The sequence below is a fragment of the Streptomyces sp. NPDC088810 genome (assembly GCF_044750305.1).
GTDB lineage: Bacteria > Actinomycetota > Actinomycetes > Streptomycetales > Streptomycetaceae > Streptomyces.
This window is the reverse complement of the sequence record NZ_JBIVJQ010000002.1, coordinates 418,316-433,957: the sequence shown is the minus strand read 5'-3', so window position 1 is coordinate 433,957 and position 15,642 is coordinate 418,316. Positions and strand designations below refer to the sequence as shown.

Below are 15,642 nucleotides of genomic sequence, written 5' to 3'. Positions count from 1 at the left end.
GGGGCAGTACCGGTTCCGGTGTACCGCCTGCCGTCAGCGGTCCCGCACGGGGGCCGGCAGCAGCGGCCAGTTCCGGGACAGGCGCATCGCCGACTCGGTGACGGCGGTGTCCCGCGAGGCCGCCATCACCCCGTCGAGATACTCGTGGGCGGCGGCCTCGTACAGCTGGCGGGCCGCGGCGATCCGCTCGTTCGCGGCCTCCCTGCGGTCCTGCTGCCGGTCCTGCGCCGTCTCCTGCGCGGCCCGCGCCCGCTCGGTGGCGGCGACGTTCTGCTCGCGCCGCCCCTGCAGCTCCGCACGCCGTTCGACAGCCGTACGGTAGGCGTCCAGGAACGGGTGCTCCCGGAACAGGCCGAGCAGGAAGCCGACACCGCCCGAGAGCAGCAGCAGCGCGCAGAACAGCCAGGTCACCGTCTGGGACGACAGGTGCAGCCGGTCCACCAGGGTCGAGGTGTCCCCGGCCGAACCGCCCAGCCCGCGGAAGCCCGCGGCCTGCCCGGCGGTGGGCGCCGGAGCGTCGTGCTGCATCACGAACCTGGCGCGCAGCGTGCCCAGCACCCAGGTCAGGCCGCCCCACACGCCGAGCAGCGACAGGGCCGGCAGCCAGCCGCTGCGCGGCGATCCGGTCGCCGAACGCCACCGCAGCATGTGCCCCGCCAGGTGCGGCAGGATCAGCATGACGACGGCCGACGACACCGCGAGCGTCCCGGACAGGGCGTCGCCGCCGGTGCTGCCCACCCCGTGGAAGGGCTGGTAGGCCACCCAGTAGACCGGTACCTCGACGGCCATGATGACGGCCAGCAGGGCCAGGGTCAGCCAGCGGGGCAGACCGGGGCGGGTCGCCAGCCCCTCCCAGCCCTCGCCCGACCCGATGTCGCCGGTCTCCCGCCGTGCGGCGCGGTACTCCTCCCGCAGCGCGGCGGGCGAGGTGTCGTCCGGGGCGGTGCCCGCCGTGGACACCGACTGCCACTCGTCGCCCGGGTCCGCGCCCTCCTGCTTGCCGGCCGGCTGCCCGGTCCCGTCCTCCGGCAGGCCGGACCCGTCCGGGTCCGCGGTGCGGCCGGCCGGCGGCCCGGCGGCGTCCGGGAAGCGGGCCCGCAGCCAGCGTTCCTCGACCCGTTCGCGCAGCCGGTCCCGGAAGCGCAGCCAGCGCGAGGAGCGGAGCGCGAGGAGGTTGAGCTGGCTGCGGGCCGCCCGGATGTCCCGGTCGGCCTCCGTGAGCCGCTCGTCCAGCAGCCGGGTCCCGGCCTCACCCGCGGTCACGGCGGTGGCCGCCTGCGCGTCCTGGAGCCGGGCCGTCTCCTCCGCGAGGTTCAGCTCCTCCTCGATCCGGTGGATCACCGTGTCCCGTACGGAGGCCAGCTCGGCGAAGTAGGGCAGCCGGTCGCCGCTGCCCAGCACCCACGGGTCCAGCGTCCGTTTCCTGCCCGCCTGACGGCCCCTCTTGCGGGCCTCGACGAGCAGGCCGCCCTCGGCCTTGTCGTCGAGGACCAGGGGGCGGCGGCCGGCGAGTCCGGTGGTGCCCGGGCCGGCCCCGGGCCGCGCGGTCTGCTGTGCGCTCCGCCCCGGGAGCGGCAGGGCGCGGGCGAGTCGCCGGCGGCGCGGCTCGGGGGTTTCAGCGCTTGTACTGGGTGTCGACATGGGCCTTGGCCCTCCCTTCGAGTGCTTCCACCCAGAAGGACTCGAAGTCGTCGGCCTCGCTGGGTTTCGCCGAGTACTGCATGCCGAGCCCGACGGGGAACACGTCCATCCCCTCGACGCCGGGCAGACCCCGCTGCTTCACCAGCGAGTCGATGACCTTCGCCCGCTTGCCCTTGCTCGTCAGGTCCTGGTGCGAGAGCACGAACTCCGGGTCGGACTGATCGAAGTCGCTCACCACGAGCAGCTTCGGCGTCCCGCCGTCGTGGGGGACGCCCTCCCCGATGCGGGCCAGCGCCCCCCACACGTCCGAACCGTTCTGTCCCCGCGCGCACTTGAGCTCGGCCAGCGCCGCGACGGCCGCGTCCCGCTGGGCGTTCGCGCGCTGCACCTTCTGGTCGGTGTTCGCGTCGTGCGGCGGGTCGAGGTCCACCTGGCCCTGCCGGCAGGAGGAGCTGCGCGACGAACGCGTGATGGGCGCGAAGTCCACGGTTCCGCACTTCTGGTCGGTGAGGAACTCGACCAGGCTGTCCTTGAGTTTGGCCTCCGAGTCGAATCCCTGCTGCACGGCGGCGGCCGACCCCGAACCGTCGACGACCACCCCGCAGGGCGTGGTGAGGGCTTCCTCCTGCTTGGTGCAGGACACGAGCGCGGCGAGCGAGCACACCAGCGGGACGACGACGGCGAGCCGGCGGGCGGAGCGGACGGGGGACCGGTGAGCGGTCCGGGCCGAGTGATGCACGATGACGGGCCTTGGCCTTCCTGGGAGCGGCGGACGGGGAGCGGGCGACGGGGAACCGGGGTACGGCGAGCCGGGGTGGGGCGCGCCGGGGGACGGGGAGCGCACGGCGGGCGGCCGGGAGCCGGTCATCGCCCGCGGATGGCGCTCGGGGCGCCGCCGCGAGCCGCCTGGTGGTCGAGGATGTGCAGCGCCTGCGCGACGGCCGACGGGTCGGTGTCCCGCCCGGCCTGGTCCGGGGCGTACCAGCGGTCGCTCAGCAGGCCGTCGTCGAGATGCGCCCAGGTGCGGTCGAGGGTGATCTCCCCGGGCAGCCAGCCGGTGGGCCGGGTCCCGCCGACGTGGCCGTCACGCTGGGTGCGGGTCCAGGCGGCGTCCCAATAACTGGCCATCAACTGGTTCGCCTCGTCGGCGAGTTGCTGGGCCTGCTGTCGGCAGACGGAGGCGGCCGCGCGCCACTCCCCGACCATCTGCCCGAACCGGGCGAGCGCGGCCGGCGCCGGCTCGCCGCGCACGGTGTACTGCGTCACCACGCGCACCGACTCGGCCTGGATCCGCACGTGCAGCGCGCGGTGCGCGGCGAGGGTGCGCGAGCGCAGCCGTGCGGTACCGCGCCGCACCTGTGCGCGCAGACCCAGGACGTAGGGCGGCAGGCCGTCGTCGTCCGGTGTGCCGCCCGCCGCCGCGCCCGTCAGGAATTCCCGGAGACCGGCCGCGTCCCGGCGGCCGTGGAACCGGGCGCGTGCCGAGGAGAGGCGCCGGATTCCCGGCCGCCGGACCCGGACGTTTATTCGAGCTTTGTTGATCATTTCGAAGTGCCCCCATTCGTCGCGGGCGGTCCGGGTGGGAAGGCGCCGCGATGGGGAGAGAGTAGCGGAGCAAAACCCCTCGGGGGACACGTGTTTCGAGGGGAACCGATCATTCCTTGCGGGCTTTCCGGAAAACAACCGGACTTCGCCCGGAGCGGAGCCGGAGGGAAACCTTTCGGCAATTGCGGGCGGCCCTCGGCGCACTGGATACTCCAAGCCGGTGCGAGGAGGAGATACCGTGGAATTACGCCTCGACGGGACGCACTACCCGTTGGAAACGCTGGGCCCGGGAAAACGGCTCGGCGTCTGGTTCCAGGGCTGCTCGCTGGCCTGCCCCGGATGCATGTCCCGGCACACCTGGGACCCGGCGGCCGGGACGGCCACGACGGTCGCGGAGGTGCTCGCGCTGTGGCGGCGGGCCCTCGCCGACGGGGCGGACGGCCTCACGGTCAGCGGCGGCGAGCCCCTGCAGCAGGCGGCGGCGCTCGCGGAACTCCTCGCCGGTGCGGCACGCCTGCGGGACGGGGCCCGGCGCCGCGTGGGGAGCGCCGGACCCCACCCCGCCGACCTGCTGGTCTACACGGGGTACGAGCCCGCGGAGCTGACGCCGCAGCGGCGCGGCGCCCTCGGCGGCGCGGACGCGGTGATCACCGGCCGGTTCCGGGTGGCGGAGCCCACCCGGCTGGCCTGGCGCGGCTCGGCCAACCAGCGGATCGTCCCGCTGACCCCGCTCGGCACCGCCCGCTACGGCCCGTACCTGACCCGGCAGGCGCCGGGACCGCGGCTGCAGACCGGCCCCGCCGGGAACGGCGAAGTGCGGTTCTACGGCGTCCCGCTGCGAGGTGAACTCGCGGAGCTGGAGCGGCGGTTGGGGGAGGGCGGGGTGCGCTTCACGGGGCGGAGCTGGCGGCCCTGAGGAGGCGGGCGTGGCTCTCCGCCATGGTGACCAGCAGCACCGACCAGGACGGGTCGCGGCGCAGCTCGGCCCGGACCGCGTCGAGCAGCCGGCGGGCCGCCGTCTCGACGGGCAGTCCGCCCCGGCCGGACCCCAGCAGCGGAAAGCAGATGGAGGACATGGGCAGAGAGAGGAACTCGCTCTCCTGGCGGGCCAGTTCGAAGGACGTACGCACGACCTCGCCGAGCACGGCGGGGGACACGTGGTAGCGGTCGCCGTCCCCGACCGGGGTGGCGATCGCCGCGTGGTGGATGCGCCGTACCCCGTGGGCGGCCAGGGCGCCGGACGAGGTGGCGACGACCGTGCCCGGCCGCACGGGCAGGCCCGTACGGCCGTGCGTCCGCAGCCACACGCCGAGTTCCCGGGACAGGACGTCGTCCACGATCTCGCCCGAGGCGTCCCGCAGGGCGGCCGCCCGGCGCAGCGCCCCGGACACCGTGGGCCGGAAGGTCTTGGACATCTCCAGATAGGTGTTCTCCGAGGAGACCAGGACGTCCACGTTCCGCACGTCCTCGATCGGGCACACCCGGACGGTGATCCGGCCCGCCGGCGCCGCGGTGACCGGCCGGACACCCGGGCGCCGCGACGGGACCCCGGCGACGAGCGGCACCGCGTGCACGGGTGGCGCGGCGACCGCTGGTGTCCCCGACTCGCGTACGCTGTCGACCCGTTGTGCGGGAGCCGTACCGGTGAGCGCCTCCCGGGCGACGGCCAGGACCGCGGCCGCCAGTTCGGCGATCACGTCGTGCTCCTGGCTCTTGCGGAACCGTTCGGTGGTCACGCCGTAGACCCCCGCCGCCGCCTTGCGCCGGTCGGTGCCGGGCACCCCGCGGCGCGCGGCGAAGATCCCGAAGGAGTGGGCGGCGGCACGGGCCAGCGGATCGCAGGAGTCGTCGTCCCGCACCGGGTGCCCGCCGGCCAGCCGCCGCACCGCCGCGCCCAGCAGCTCCTCGATGCCGGTCTGCTCGTCGTCCGGCCCGGCGCACAGACCGGCCGCGACGGCGGCCTCGCGCAGCGCGTCCCGGGTGCAGTGGCGCAACCCGGGCAGGCCGCGCCGTCTCAGTTCCCTGAGTTCGGCGACGAGATTTTCGTGCGAGGGCAGGGGGCACATGATGCGCATCGTAGCCCCGGCCGGGGATTCGCTGAAGATCCCGGAAACTCCCCTTCGCCGGAAGGGAATCGGGATATGTTCTTCGTCCTGCGGCCCGCGCGTCGGGCCGGCTCGATCCGCATTGTGGCCCCCCGGTTCACCCAGCGCGTTTCCCGGAAGGCCGGTACATGACGACCACGCCGCCCACCCGATTCGTCGACCCCGGGGACGGGGCTTTCACCAATGCCCGGCTCACGGAGACCCGCCCGGTCCGCGCCGAGGTGCCTCCGGAACTGGCCGACCGATTCCTGCTCGTCGCCGTGCTTTCCGCGGCCCGGCGGCCCGCCGAGGCCGTCGTCCTGCGCGTCCGTGACCTGACGGCACGTCATGGCGCTGCGGAGATACCCCTCGTCCTCAAGTGGTACCACCGGCTGCACGCCCCCGACCCGGCGGTGGAACAGGAGCTGCGCGAGCTCGCCGAGGCCGCGGCTCCCCGTCTGGAACGGCTCCTGGAGACCGGCGACGCCCACGGACACCCCTGGCACCTGTACTGGTCGCACGGCGAGGAGACCCTGGAGAAGTACCACGAGGACCACCCCGACGGCCTGCCCCCCGAGGCCGTCCGCGCCGTGGTGAGCCAGCTCTGCGACGCCGTCACCGCCCTGCACGAACGGGGCGTCGTCCACCGGGACATCACCCCCGACAACATCATGGTGCCCACGCGCCGCGGCGACCGGGCCGACCTCGTCCTCGTCGACTTCGGCGCCGCCGTCCACCGCCCCGACGAGGCACTGGAGCCCCGCACCGACTGGCGCGGCAAACCCCTCTACCTCGCCCCGGAGGCCGGACCGCTGCGGCAGACCGTCTCCGAGGCCGGCGACTGGTGGTCGGTCGGCATGATCGCCGCCCAGCTGGCCCTCGGCAGACACCCCGTGGAATTCCGCCGGGACGAGGACGTGCTCGCGGAGATCGCCACGCACGACCCCGACGTCGGCGGCATCACGCACCGGCGGACCCGCCTGCTCTGCGAGGGCCTGCTCACCCGGGCCCCCGAGCAGCGCTGGCAGGCGGCCGAGGTACGGGACTGGCTGGCCGGCCAGGACCCCGACGTCGCCCCGCGCACCGACGGGCGGGTCTTCCCCGACGACCCCACCCGCCCCGCGATCCGCCCCTTCCCGTTCATGGGGCAGGAGTTCACCGGGACCGAGCGGCTCGCCCTGCACCTGGACCAGAACCACGTGTCGGCGGCGCGCATGCTGGCCGACGGCACGGACCGGGCCCGGCTGGTCGAGTGGCTCGGCCAGTTCGAGAGCGTCGGCGACCGCAGCCCCGGGGAACTGGCCCGGCTCGCCGACCTGCGCGGGAAACTCGCACAGCCGCCGCCCGTCGGGGTCGTCGTGGAACTGCTGAACTGGCTCGGCCCCGCCCTGGACGTCACCTGGCACGGAGCCGCCCTGGACGCGCAGAGCATGCGCCGGCTGTGCCAGGGCGCCCGGGACGGGCACGCCGACGCGGTCGCGCTGCTCCGGCACCTCGCGAACCACCCCGAGGTGCTGACCGGGCTCGCCCAGCGGCCCGGCGGCCACGGACTGGACGAGACCGACCGGGCCTGGCGGGTCCTGCGCGCCCGGTGGGCGCCCACCGTCCAGGAGCTGCGGCGCGACCGCCGGGACCGGGCCGTCCTCAGACGCACCGTGGCGGTGGACGCCTGGCTGCTGCAGCTGGCGCGCGAACCGGACCGCACCCGGGACCGGCTCACCGCCCTGCTGCTGCGGCTGCGCGCCGGGTTCCCGGAACCCGTCCCCTGGTTCGACGCGCTGCTCTCCGCCCAGGACGACGACCTGCGCCTGGTCGCCGCCCTGCTGCTCGGCGACCGGGCCGGTCAGGACGCACAGGAACTGCGGCGCCGCCGGGTCGCCGAGGAGCACGCGCGGCTGCTCGCGGCGGACCAGGACGGGCTCATGGCCGTCCTGCGCCGGCTGGACCGCCTGCCCACGCTGGGCTGGGCGCTGCTCGGCGCCGTCCTCGTCACCGCGCCCTGGACGTTCGTCATCGGCCTCGCGGACGTGTTCGGCCGCGCCTCCCAGGAGGCGGTCGTCACGGCCTGGCTGCTCGCGCTGCCCGCCGCCGCGTTCGTGTTCGTGGTCGAGCTGTGGACCGCCGTGTACATCGGCCCGCCGTTCTACCACCCCGCACGGTCGCTCGCGGGCCTGCTGATCCGCAGCGGCGAGCGGCCCGGCCGGCTGGCCCGGACCCCGGCCGGCCGCTGGGCCGGGGCGGCGCTGCTCGTTCTCGCCGGCTTCCTCGGCATCTACGCGCTCGCCGTGGTGCCGTGGCTGTGGCCGCTCGCCTCCGCGGTCGCCGTCGCCGCCTGGAGCCTCCGGCGCGGCTGGGCCTGGCGGCGCCTGCGGCGCGAACACCGGGCCCGGCGCGAGGCCCGCCGCCGCGGCCGGCCGTGGCGGCCCGGCCCGCACGACCAGCGAGGACCCGTGCGGCTCGCTCGCGACGCGTGGAGCCGGCTGTGGCAGACGGCTCGCGGACGGGTCGGGGAGTGGTGGCGCCGGGTGCGCCAGGGGCCGGTCCGGCGGGCCGGGGAGCGGTGGCACAGGCTGCGGCAAGGGCCTCTCCGGCGGGCCGGGCAGTGGTCGCGCCGGGTGTGGACGGCCGCCCGCGGGCGGGCCGGGGAACGGTGGCGCCGGGTACGGCGGGCGGTCCGCCGGCGGACCGGGAAGACGAACGACACGACAGGAGAACAGACATGAGTTCGGGTCTCGCCTTCCCCACGATCCAGACGATCGAACCCGCCGTGCACTTCGCACCGCCCCCGCCGCCCCTCGACCCGCAGGCGCTGCCGCACACCGGCATGCTCCACCTGCACGACGCCGCCGGACAGGCCTCCACCCACCTCGCCGACGCGGCCGGCCACGCCGTCCACCAGGCCGCGGACGCCGCGCTCCAGGTACTCGGCTCGCTCAGCGGCGTCCTGCTCGCCGGACGGGCCGCCCTGATCGGCACCCGGCTCCTCGCCGCCGCGGCGGTACGGGCCGCGGAGGAACAGCGCTGCCTGGAACGCCGGCAGCAGCTCGCGGCCACGGCCGCCGAGCAGTGGGAGGCCGCCGCGTTCGCCGCCGTACGGCTCAACGCCCGCCGGAGCGCCCTGCTGGCCCGGGCGGCGCGGGCCACGGCGTACGGCGGCCCGCCCCCGCCGGCCCCCGACGTGCCGCCGCCGCTGACGCCCGTCGGGGAACGGCTGGGCGACCTGCGCGGGGAACTGGCCCGCGCAGAGGAAGCCCTGCGCCGCGCGGAGGAACGGCAGGCGGCGTGGGAGCAGCAACGGCTCGCCGCCCTGCTCCGGCTGGACGAGGAGCAGGACGACGACTGGCAGAGCGCCCTGCGCGAGAGCCGGCAGCGCGCACTGCGGCGGTTCGCCGCCGAGCGCACCGCCGACGCCGAGGCACGCCAGGTGCCCCGGCAGACCGCCGCCCGGCGCGCCCCCGCGGCCCTGGACCCCGAGGAGGTCCGCCGCACCGGGGCGGAGATCCTCGGCGAACTCGACCCGTACGCCGCAGCCGAGGCCGCCGAACTCGCCGCGCGCGCCGTCCGCGACGCCGTGCGCCGGGCCGCCGACGACCCCCGCCGGACGCGCATCCACCTCACCGAGGCACGCAAGTTCGTCCGGGACGCCAACAGACAGGCCCGGGAGACCCGGGAGGCCCAGGAACGGGCCGCGCTGCACTACGACTTCCTCCGGTACGAGACCCCGGAGGGCGCCGAGAATCTCACCCCGGCACCGGAGGCCCTCGCACTGCTCCGCCGCACCCTGGACGACGGCATCCCGCTGACCCCGGCCGAACAGGAGCTGGTCGAACGCCGGGTGGAGGAGCGGCTGCACGCCCTGGAGGCGCTCTACGTCCGTCAGCAGTGCGCGGACGCCGTCGCGGAACTGGCGAGGAGGTTCGGCGGCCGGGCCGGGGCGGGGCGGCCCGAGGGGCAGGAGATCCGCCTCGACTGGACGCCGGAGGGCTGGGAGCCCGGCCACTGGCTCAGGGCGACCCTGATCGACGGCCGCCTGCGCGTGGCGACCATGTACCGGGGCGGGCCGGGGGAGCGGAGCCCCGAGCAACGCGCCCTGGACGACGCCCGCTGCACCGAGACCCGCGAGCGGCTCGCCGAGTTCGAGGAGATCACCGGCACGCTGGGCCTCGGCCTCGAGTTCACGCTCGAACACACGGAGGGGGCACTGCCGGGCGTGCTCGGGGAGGACGCCCTGGTACTCGACGACCTGATGGAGGAGGCCGGCCGAACGGCCGACACGCACCGGGACGCGCCCCGCTACCGAACCGTCGACGACGACGGCCGCCGCTGAACAGGCCGAGGAGGTGCCGAGGGTCCCGCTGGGCCGGCACAGGGTTCGGCGCCGGCCGCCGGTACGGAAAACCGCCACCGGCACGGAAGGCCGTCGCCCGCACCGAACGCCTGTGGTGGACACGGCACCTGTCGCCGGACGCGGTGCACGGCCGCGGACGCGGCGGCGCGTTCCGGACTCGCGGGCCGGTCCGGGCCGGCGGCCGGCTTGGGGCCGGGCGTTGGCCTCGGGACTGGCGGCTGGCCTGGGAACGGGCGCTGGCTCGGGGCTGGCGGACGGGCGTTGGCTCGGGACTGGCGGATGGCTTCGGGACTGGCGTCGGCCCCCCGGCGGACGCCCCAGAACCGAGGGCCGACCCGCCACCACGCACGCCCCAAGACCGGCGGACGCCTTGAAGACCGACGCAAGCCCCAAGACCGGCGGGCGCCCAGAGGACCGACGCACGCCCGAAGGCCGGCCCAGGACCGACGGCCGGCGGACGCTCAGAAGACCGGCGGACGCCCGGACGCCGACCCAGCCCCGAGAACCGACCCAGACCCGAACACCGACGCACGCCTGAAAACCGACCTACACCCGAAGACCGACCCAGGACCGAAGACCGGCGGGCGCCCAGAAGATTAGGCGGACGCCCGAAGACCGATGCAGGCCCGAAGACCGACGCAGGCCCGAAGACCGGCGGACGCCGACGCAATCCCAAAGACCTACGCAATCCCAATGACCGACGCAACCCCCGAAGACCGGCGGACGCCCCCGGCGCCCGCCGCTGGCAACACCGTCACACCCATGGCCGGCGCGCGGCCCGCAACAGCGCGCACAGGGGAGGAATGATGGACCTGTCCAAGGACGACCGGCTCCCGCCCTTCGTGGAGGAGCTGATCGGAACGCTCGGTGTGCACGCGCAGTACCTCCTGCACGGCAACATCCGCGACCTGCACCTCGTGCGCCGGCGCGGCCGGGACCGGTTCCACTCGCTGCTCGACGTGCTGTGGAACCCGCTGCGGGAAAAGGGCTACGAGGCACTGGTGCTGTGCGACCAGGTCAGCGGCTTCCGCGTGGCGGCGGTCGGTGAGGGCGCGGCCCGGGCCGCCGTGGAGGAACTGCTCCAGGGACCGCGCGAGTTCCCCGGCCAGACGGCGGCGCAACGCCAGGCGGTGCTGGAACAGCTGCGGAACATCACCAACGGGTGGGCCCGGCAACGGGACGAGACGGTGCGCGACGGCCGCCGGCAACGGCCGCTGCGCGTCGCCCTGGTGATCGACCACGCCTCCCGCCTACTCACCGACCCGTCCCGGCTGACCCCTGACGAACGGGACTTCTTCCTCGCCTGCCTCAAACTCGCCCACGAGGCCGAGCCGTTGCCGCCCCGGACGGCCCCCGGCGTCGTACCGAAGGCACCGGGTCTGTTCAACCCGGTGATCTGGCTCGCCGAGGGGGAACGGGACGTACCCGGCTGGCTGGTCTCCGGCAGCGAGCGGATCCGCGCGGTCGCCGTACCGGAGCCGGACGCGGACGAACGCGGCACGATGGCCCGCCTCCTGCACGAGCGGTACGAGCGGTACGCCGGACACGGCGCCCGCGACGGCTCCGCCGCCGGCGCCGGCGCGGACGCCGAGGAGACGGCGCGGGCGGTCGGCGCCTTCGCCCGGGCGGCCTCCGGACTGAGCCTGCGGGCCATGGAGGAGAGCGTGAAGCTCGCCCGCTCCCGCGGCCTGCCGTTCGCCGGCATGCCGGACGCCGTACGCATCTACCGGCTGGGGGTGGAGAAGAACCCGTGGAGCCGCGGCGAGATCCGGCAGCGCATCCTCCGCGGCGAGGACCCGCGGAACGAGCGGTCCATCCCGAACCGGGTACGGGGGCAGGAGGCGGCCGTGGCGATGACCCTGGACATCCTCAAGCGTGCCGCGCTGGGGCTGTCCGGGGCGCAGGCCACCAGCCCCGGACACCGGCCGCGCGGTGTGCTGTTCTTCGCCGGCCCGACCGGCACCGGCAAGACCGAGCTGGCCAAGGCCGTGGCCTCCGCGCTCTTCGACAACGACCAGGCCTACCTCCGCTTCGACATGAGCGAGTTCTCGGCCGCGCACTCCGCGGACCGGCTCGTCGGCGCGCCCCCGGGCTACGTCGGCTACGAGGCGGGCGGTGAACTCACCTCCGCCGTACGGGAGAACCCGTTCCGCGTCATCCTCTTCGACGAGATCGAGAAGGCCGACAAGGGCATCCTCGACAAGTTCCTGCAGGTACTGGAGGACGGCCGGCTCACCGACGGGCAGGGCGTCACCACCTACTTCAGCGAGTGCGTGCTCATCTTCACCTCCAACCTCGGCGTGCAGCGCACGGACCCGCAGACCGGGGAACGCGAGTGGATCGTCGAACCCGGCACGCCGTACAAGGAGTTGGAGACCACCGTCCGGGACAACGTCAAGAAGCACTTCGAACAGGTCATCGGCCGGCCCGAGCTGATGAACCGGATCGGCGGCAACGTCGTCGTCTTCGACTTCATCTCCGACACGGTCGCCGAGCAGATCTTCGACCTCCAGGTCCGCAACATCCAGCGCCAGCTGGCCCAGGGGCACCAACTCGTCCTCCGCATCGAGGACAAGGCCCGGCGCGAACTCCTGGAACACTGCACCCGGGACAAGTGGAACGGCGGCCGGGGCATCGGCATGGTGCTGGAGACCCACCTCATCAACCCGCTCGCCCGGGAGCTGTTCGCCGCGCCCGACCTCGGCCCGGGCACCACGGTCGTGGTGACGGACGTCCGGGAGGCCGACAGCGGCCGGGTGGACACGACGGTCGTCGTGAAGAAGGGAGACGCAGGTGGCGGCGGAGGTGCACGACTGGGATGACGAGGACTGGGACGACGAACCCGCGGCGGACGACGGCCGGACGGCCGGACACGGGCCGGACGACGACCGGCGTCACGACGACCCGGGCAGCGGCCCCCGTCCCGAGGACGACTGGGAGGAGGTCCCGGATGTCGTCGCACCCGGGCCCGCACCCCACCGTCCGTCCCCGCCCCCCGTCGGCGTGCGCTGCCCCGACTGCGCCGCGGTCGTCCCCGCCGGCACGGCCGTGTGCCCCGCGTGCCTGGCCCCGGTCGGCGCGCCCGGGCGGCAGGCCGGTGCGGGCCGGCGGCCGGAGCGGCTGGCCGGCGGGATGCTGCGGCTGGTCTTCCGCACCGGCGGCCGGCACCTCGACGTGCCGCGCGGCGGCGAACTCCGGCTGGGCCGCAGCAGCACCTGGGCACCGGAGGCGTCGGCGCTCCTGGCCGGCGAGGAGACGGTGTCGGGCCGGCACGCGACCGTGGTGCACACCGCGGACGGAGCGGCCTGGGTGACCGAGGTCGCGCAGGGTGCCACCAACGGCACCCGCGTCAACGACCGGGTGCTGGTCCCGGACCGGGCCGTCCGCCTGCGCAACGGCGACCGGGTCGACCTCGGCCCCCGGGTCGGCTTCGTGGTCCGCGGCATCGAGGACGAGCCCGCCGGACCGGCCGACTGACCACCGGCGTACGGCAGTTCAGCCCTGACCGCCGCCCAGGGCGGCCACCGCGGACTTGGCGGCCTTGATGGCCCCCTTGTTGATCTCGTCGGTGCCGGGGGCCTTCTTGGTCTCGAAGTCGCTGCCGTTGTAGGTGACGATGACGAGGGCGTTGGCGACGCGGACCAGCACCACGCCCTCACGGGTCTGCTGCTTGTCCTCCGTGGTGAGGTTGACGACGGAGTAGGCGCTGTCCCCGAGCCCCGGCACGGCCCCGCCGCCGCTCTTCTCGGCGACCCGCTGCTCGTACTCCTTCGTCGTCTCCTGCTCGGACTTCCCGATCTCGAACGACACGTCGAGCCAGCGGTAGTCGTACCCCTGGAGGGCGTTCCAGGAGCAGGTGCGGCGCAGGTCGGTGTCCGTCGACGGGATCTCCTTGCCGGCCGGCTTCGCGCCCGGCACCAGGGACTTGACGGTGGCCGCGGGCACGGCCGCGCACGGGGCGGGCGCGGTGGCGTACGTCTGCGCCGCCGCGCCGGCGGAGGGGGCGGCGGAGGCGGATACGACGGGCGCCTTCCGGGCCGTCTGGTGCCCGGCGGCGGCCGGCGGCGCGGCCGGCCCGGACGTCAGTGCCCAGCCGGCGCAGGCGAGGACCGCGACCGGCGACAGACGCGCGGTGAGAGCGAGCGGCAGAGGAAGGGAACGCACGGCGCACTTCTCGTGGGGGAGGGGGTGCGGAGGGGTCCGCAGGGTGGACGGGGACGACAGTGTCACACGAGTGCCTGTGGGGCGGAAGTGCCAACGCGCTGCGTGCCCGGCCGGTCACGCCGGCCCGGGCACGGTGTGGTGCTTTGCCCGGTATCTGCCGTGCCCGCGGGTTCCGTTCGGGCCTACGGCACCCGCGCCGTCCACTCCTCGGAGGCGAACTTGGTGCGCGCCAGCTCCTGGGCCCGGGCCAGTTCCTCGTCGGTCACCTTGCCCTGCGCCAGGCCGTAGCGCGCCCGGAAGGACTCGATCATCCGGTCGATGACGGCCTCGCGCGGCAGCCCGGTCTGCCGGCGCAGCGGGTCGACCCGCTTCTTCGCGCTCTTCGTGCCCTTGTCGGACAGCTTCTCCCGCCCGATCCGCAGCACTTCGACCATCTTGTCCGCGTCGATGTCGTAGGACATGGTCACGTGGTGCAGCACGGCACCCGGGCCGCCGTCCGGCCCGACGATCCGCTTCTGCGCCGCGCCCGCGATCTTGCCCTGGTCCGTGGCGATGTCGTTCAGCGGCTGGTACCAGGCCCGGATGCCCATGTCGCCGAGGGCGCCCAGCACCCAGTCGTCCAGATAGGCGTAGCTGTCCTGGAAGGACAGGCCGTGGACGAGCGACTCGGGGACCGACAGCGAGTAGGTGATCGTGTTGCCGGGCTCCACGAACATCGCGCCGCCGCCGGAGATCCGGCGCACCACCTCGATGCCGTGCCGTGCGGCGCCCTCCGGGTCCACCTCGTTGCGCAGCGACTGGAAGCTGCCGATGATCACCGCCGGGGCACCCCACTCCCACACCCGCAGCGTCGGCGGCCGCCGGCCCGCGGCGACCTCGGCGGTCAGCACCTCGTCCAGCGCCATGTGCAGGGCCGGCGGCTGCGCGGCCTCGTGGATCAGCTGCCAGTCGTAGTCCGTCCAGTCCGTGGCGTGCGCGAGCGCCCGGCGCACCGCGATCCCGACGCCCTCCGCGGTCAGCCCGTACATCACCGTCCCCGCGGGCAGCGCCGCCTCGATCCGCGCGGCCAGCCCCGCCGCGTCGGTGTCGGCGGGGGCGCCTTCGAGGGCGCGGTTCACCGCGTCCAGTGCCTCGTCCGGTTCCAGGAAGAAGTCGCCCGCCACGCGCACGTGCCGCAGCACGCCGTCCTCGGCCTCCACGTCCACGACGACGAGCTTGCCGCCGGGCACCTTGTACTCACCGTGCACCGCCTGGACCTCCGTTCCCGCCGCACGGGATCAACACCCGCCCCGGCCGGGGTGTTCCCGGGGCGATCGAAAAACTCCCCAGCCGCTTCCCGGGGGGAGCGGCTGGGGAGGACCCGGGCGGGGGTTTGCCTGACGGGCTCGGCGTCGGCCGGTCAGGCGTGCCGGTGCGAGTGCCGGTTGCCGGCGATGACGCGGTAGAGAGCGAGGAGGATGAGGGAGCCGACGATCGCGGCGATCCAGGTGGAGAGGTCGAAGAACCCGTCGATGGAGTCGACGCCGAAGATCACCTTGCCGAGCCAGCCGCCGAGCAGGCCGCCGGCCACGCCGATGAGCATGGTGATGATGATGCCGCCCGGGTCCTTGCCCGGCATGATGGCCTTGGCGATGACGCCGGCGAGCAGGCCGATGATGATCCACGCGATGATGCCCATGATGCGTCTCCGTCTCGTCGCATAAAGACTTTGTTAGCTCCCGTCTGTACCGTCTGCGCTCGTACAAACGTCCTCTTTCTGAAATCGCGGGCTTCTGCGCGAGACGCGCCGGCCGCTCATCTGTGATATCGCGCTCTCCGAAGAGCACCCCTGCTTAGTAATGGGCCTGGTGGGAAGTCGGA

12 protein-coding genes are annotated in these 15,642 nt (G+C 74.6%); 5 read left to right on the top strand and 7 right to left on the bottom strand.

Translation table 11 applies throughout. The features are described 5' to 3' along the window. Nucleotides 1-33 precede the first annotated feature (33 nt). From ACIP4Y_RS08600 to ACIP4Y_RS08590, 3 genes are all read right to left on the bottom strand, one after another. Nucleotides 34-1,641: a hypothetical protein gene (locus ACIP4Y_RS08600; RefSeq protein ID WP_401389577.1), complete on the bottom strand. Its 1,608-nt coding sequence runs from the start codon at nt 1,639-1,641 to the stop codon at nt 34-36. Continuing rightward, complete coding sequence (locus ACIP4Y_RS08595; protein ID WP_401389574.1) at nt 1,616-2,380, bottom strand: hypothetical protein; 765 nt, start codon at nt 2,378-2,380, stop codon at nt 1,616-1,618. Before ACIP4Y_RS08595 ends, ACIP4Y_RS08600 begins: the two co-directional genes overlap by 26 nt. Before the next feature lie 125 nt (nt 2,381-2,505). Next, nucleotides 2,506-3,186 (bottom strand): hypothetical protein, encoded by a 681-nt coding sequence (locus ACIP4Y_RS08590; protein ID WP_401389571.1) that lies wholly within the window; start codon nt 3,184-3,186, stop codon nt 2,506-2,508. 238 nt (nt 3,187-3,424) lie between these two features. On the opposite strand from ACIP4Y_RS08590, the gene ACIP4Y_RS08585 reads away from it, so the two are divergent. Further along, nucleotides 3,425-4,102: a 4Fe-4S single cluster domain-containing protein gene (locus ACIP4Y_RS08585; protein ID WP_401389568.1), complete on the top strand. Its 678-nt coding sequence runs from the start codon at nt 3,425-3,427 to the stop codon at nt 4,100-4,102. On the opposite strand, the gene ACIP4Y_RS08580 is transcribed toward ACIP4Y_RS08585, so the two are convergent. Next, nucleotides 4,077-5,252, bottom strand: coding sequence for a macro domain-containing protein (locus tag ACIP4Y_RS08580; RefSeq protein WP_401389565.1), 1,176 nt, complete (start codon nt 5,250-5,252; stop codon nt 4,077-4,079). The two genes, ACIP4Y_RS08585 and ACIP4Y_RS08580, sit on opposite strands and share 26 nt — an antisense overlap. A 167-nt stretch (nt 5,253-5,419) precedes the next feature. Between ACIP4Y_RS08580 and ACIP4Y_RS08575 the strand changes: the two genes are divergently transcribed. The 4 genes from ACIP4Y_RS08575 to ACIP4Y_RS08560 all read left to right on the top strand — a co-directional run bounded on the left by ACIP4Y_RS08575 (nt 5,420) and on the right by ACIP4Y_RS08560 (nt 13,095). Next, nucleotides 5,420-7,993 carry a protein kinase gene (locus ACIP4Y_RS08575; RefSeq protein WP_401389562.1) on the top strand — a complete coding sequence of 858 codons (2,574 nt, stop codon included), beginning with the start codon at nt 5,420-5,422 and terminating at the stop codon, nt 7,991-7,993. Next, the gene (locus ACIP4Y_RS08570) at nt 7,990-9,597 is read left to right on the top strand and encodes a hypothetical protein (RefSeq protein WP_401389559.1); all 1,608 of its coding nucleotides are present in this window, start codon (nt 7,990-7,992) and stop codon (nt 9,595-9,597) included. Before ACIP4Y_RS08575 ends, ACIP4Y_RS08570 begins: the two co-directional genes overlap by 4 nt. Before the next feature lie 827 nt (nt 9,598-10,424). Further along, nucleotides 10,425-12,440, top strand: coding sequence for an AAA family ATPase (locus ACIP4Y_RS08565; protein ID WP_401389556.1), 2,016 nt, complete (start codon nt 10,425-10,427; stop codon nt 12,438-12,440). Continuing rightward, the gene (locus tag ACIP4Y_RS08560) at nt 12,412-13,095 is read left to right on the top strand and encodes an FHA domain-containing protein (RefSeq protein WP_401389553.1); all 684 of its coding nucleotides are present in this window, start codon (nt 12,412-12,414) and stop codon (nt 13,093-13,095) included. Before ACIP4Y_RS08565 ends, ACIP4Y_RS08560 begins: the two co-directional genes overlap by 29 nt. An 18-nt stretch (nt 13,096-13,113) precedes the next feature. Here the strand turns inward: ACIP4Y_RS08560 and ACIP4Y_RS08555 are convergent, their stop codons facing one another. The 3 genes from ACIP4Y_RS08555 to ACIP4Y_RS08545 form a co-directional block, all read right to left on the bottom strand. Then, a complete protein-coding gene (locus ACIP4Y_RS08555; protein WP_401389551.1) occupies nt 13,114-13,782 on the bottom strand; it encodes a hypothetical protein in 669 nt (222 codons plus the stop codon). Nucleotides 13,783-13,964: 182 nt separating this feature from the next. Then, entirely contained in the window at nt 13,965-15,029 is a 1,065-nt protein-coding gene (locus tag ACIP4Y_RS08550) for a biotin/lipoate A/B protein ligase family protein (RefSeq protein WP_358645175.1), read from the bottom strand. Nucleotides 15,030-15,181: 152 nt separating this feature from the next. After that, nucleotides 15,182-15,460 (bottom strand): GlsB/YeaQ/YmgE family stress response membrane protein, encoded by a 279-nt coding sequence (locus tag ACIP4Y_RS08545; RefSeq protein WP_358645173.1) that lies wholly within the window; start codon nt 15,458-15,460, stop codon nt 15,182-15,184. Nucleotides 15,461-15,642 lie beyond the last annotated feature (182 nt).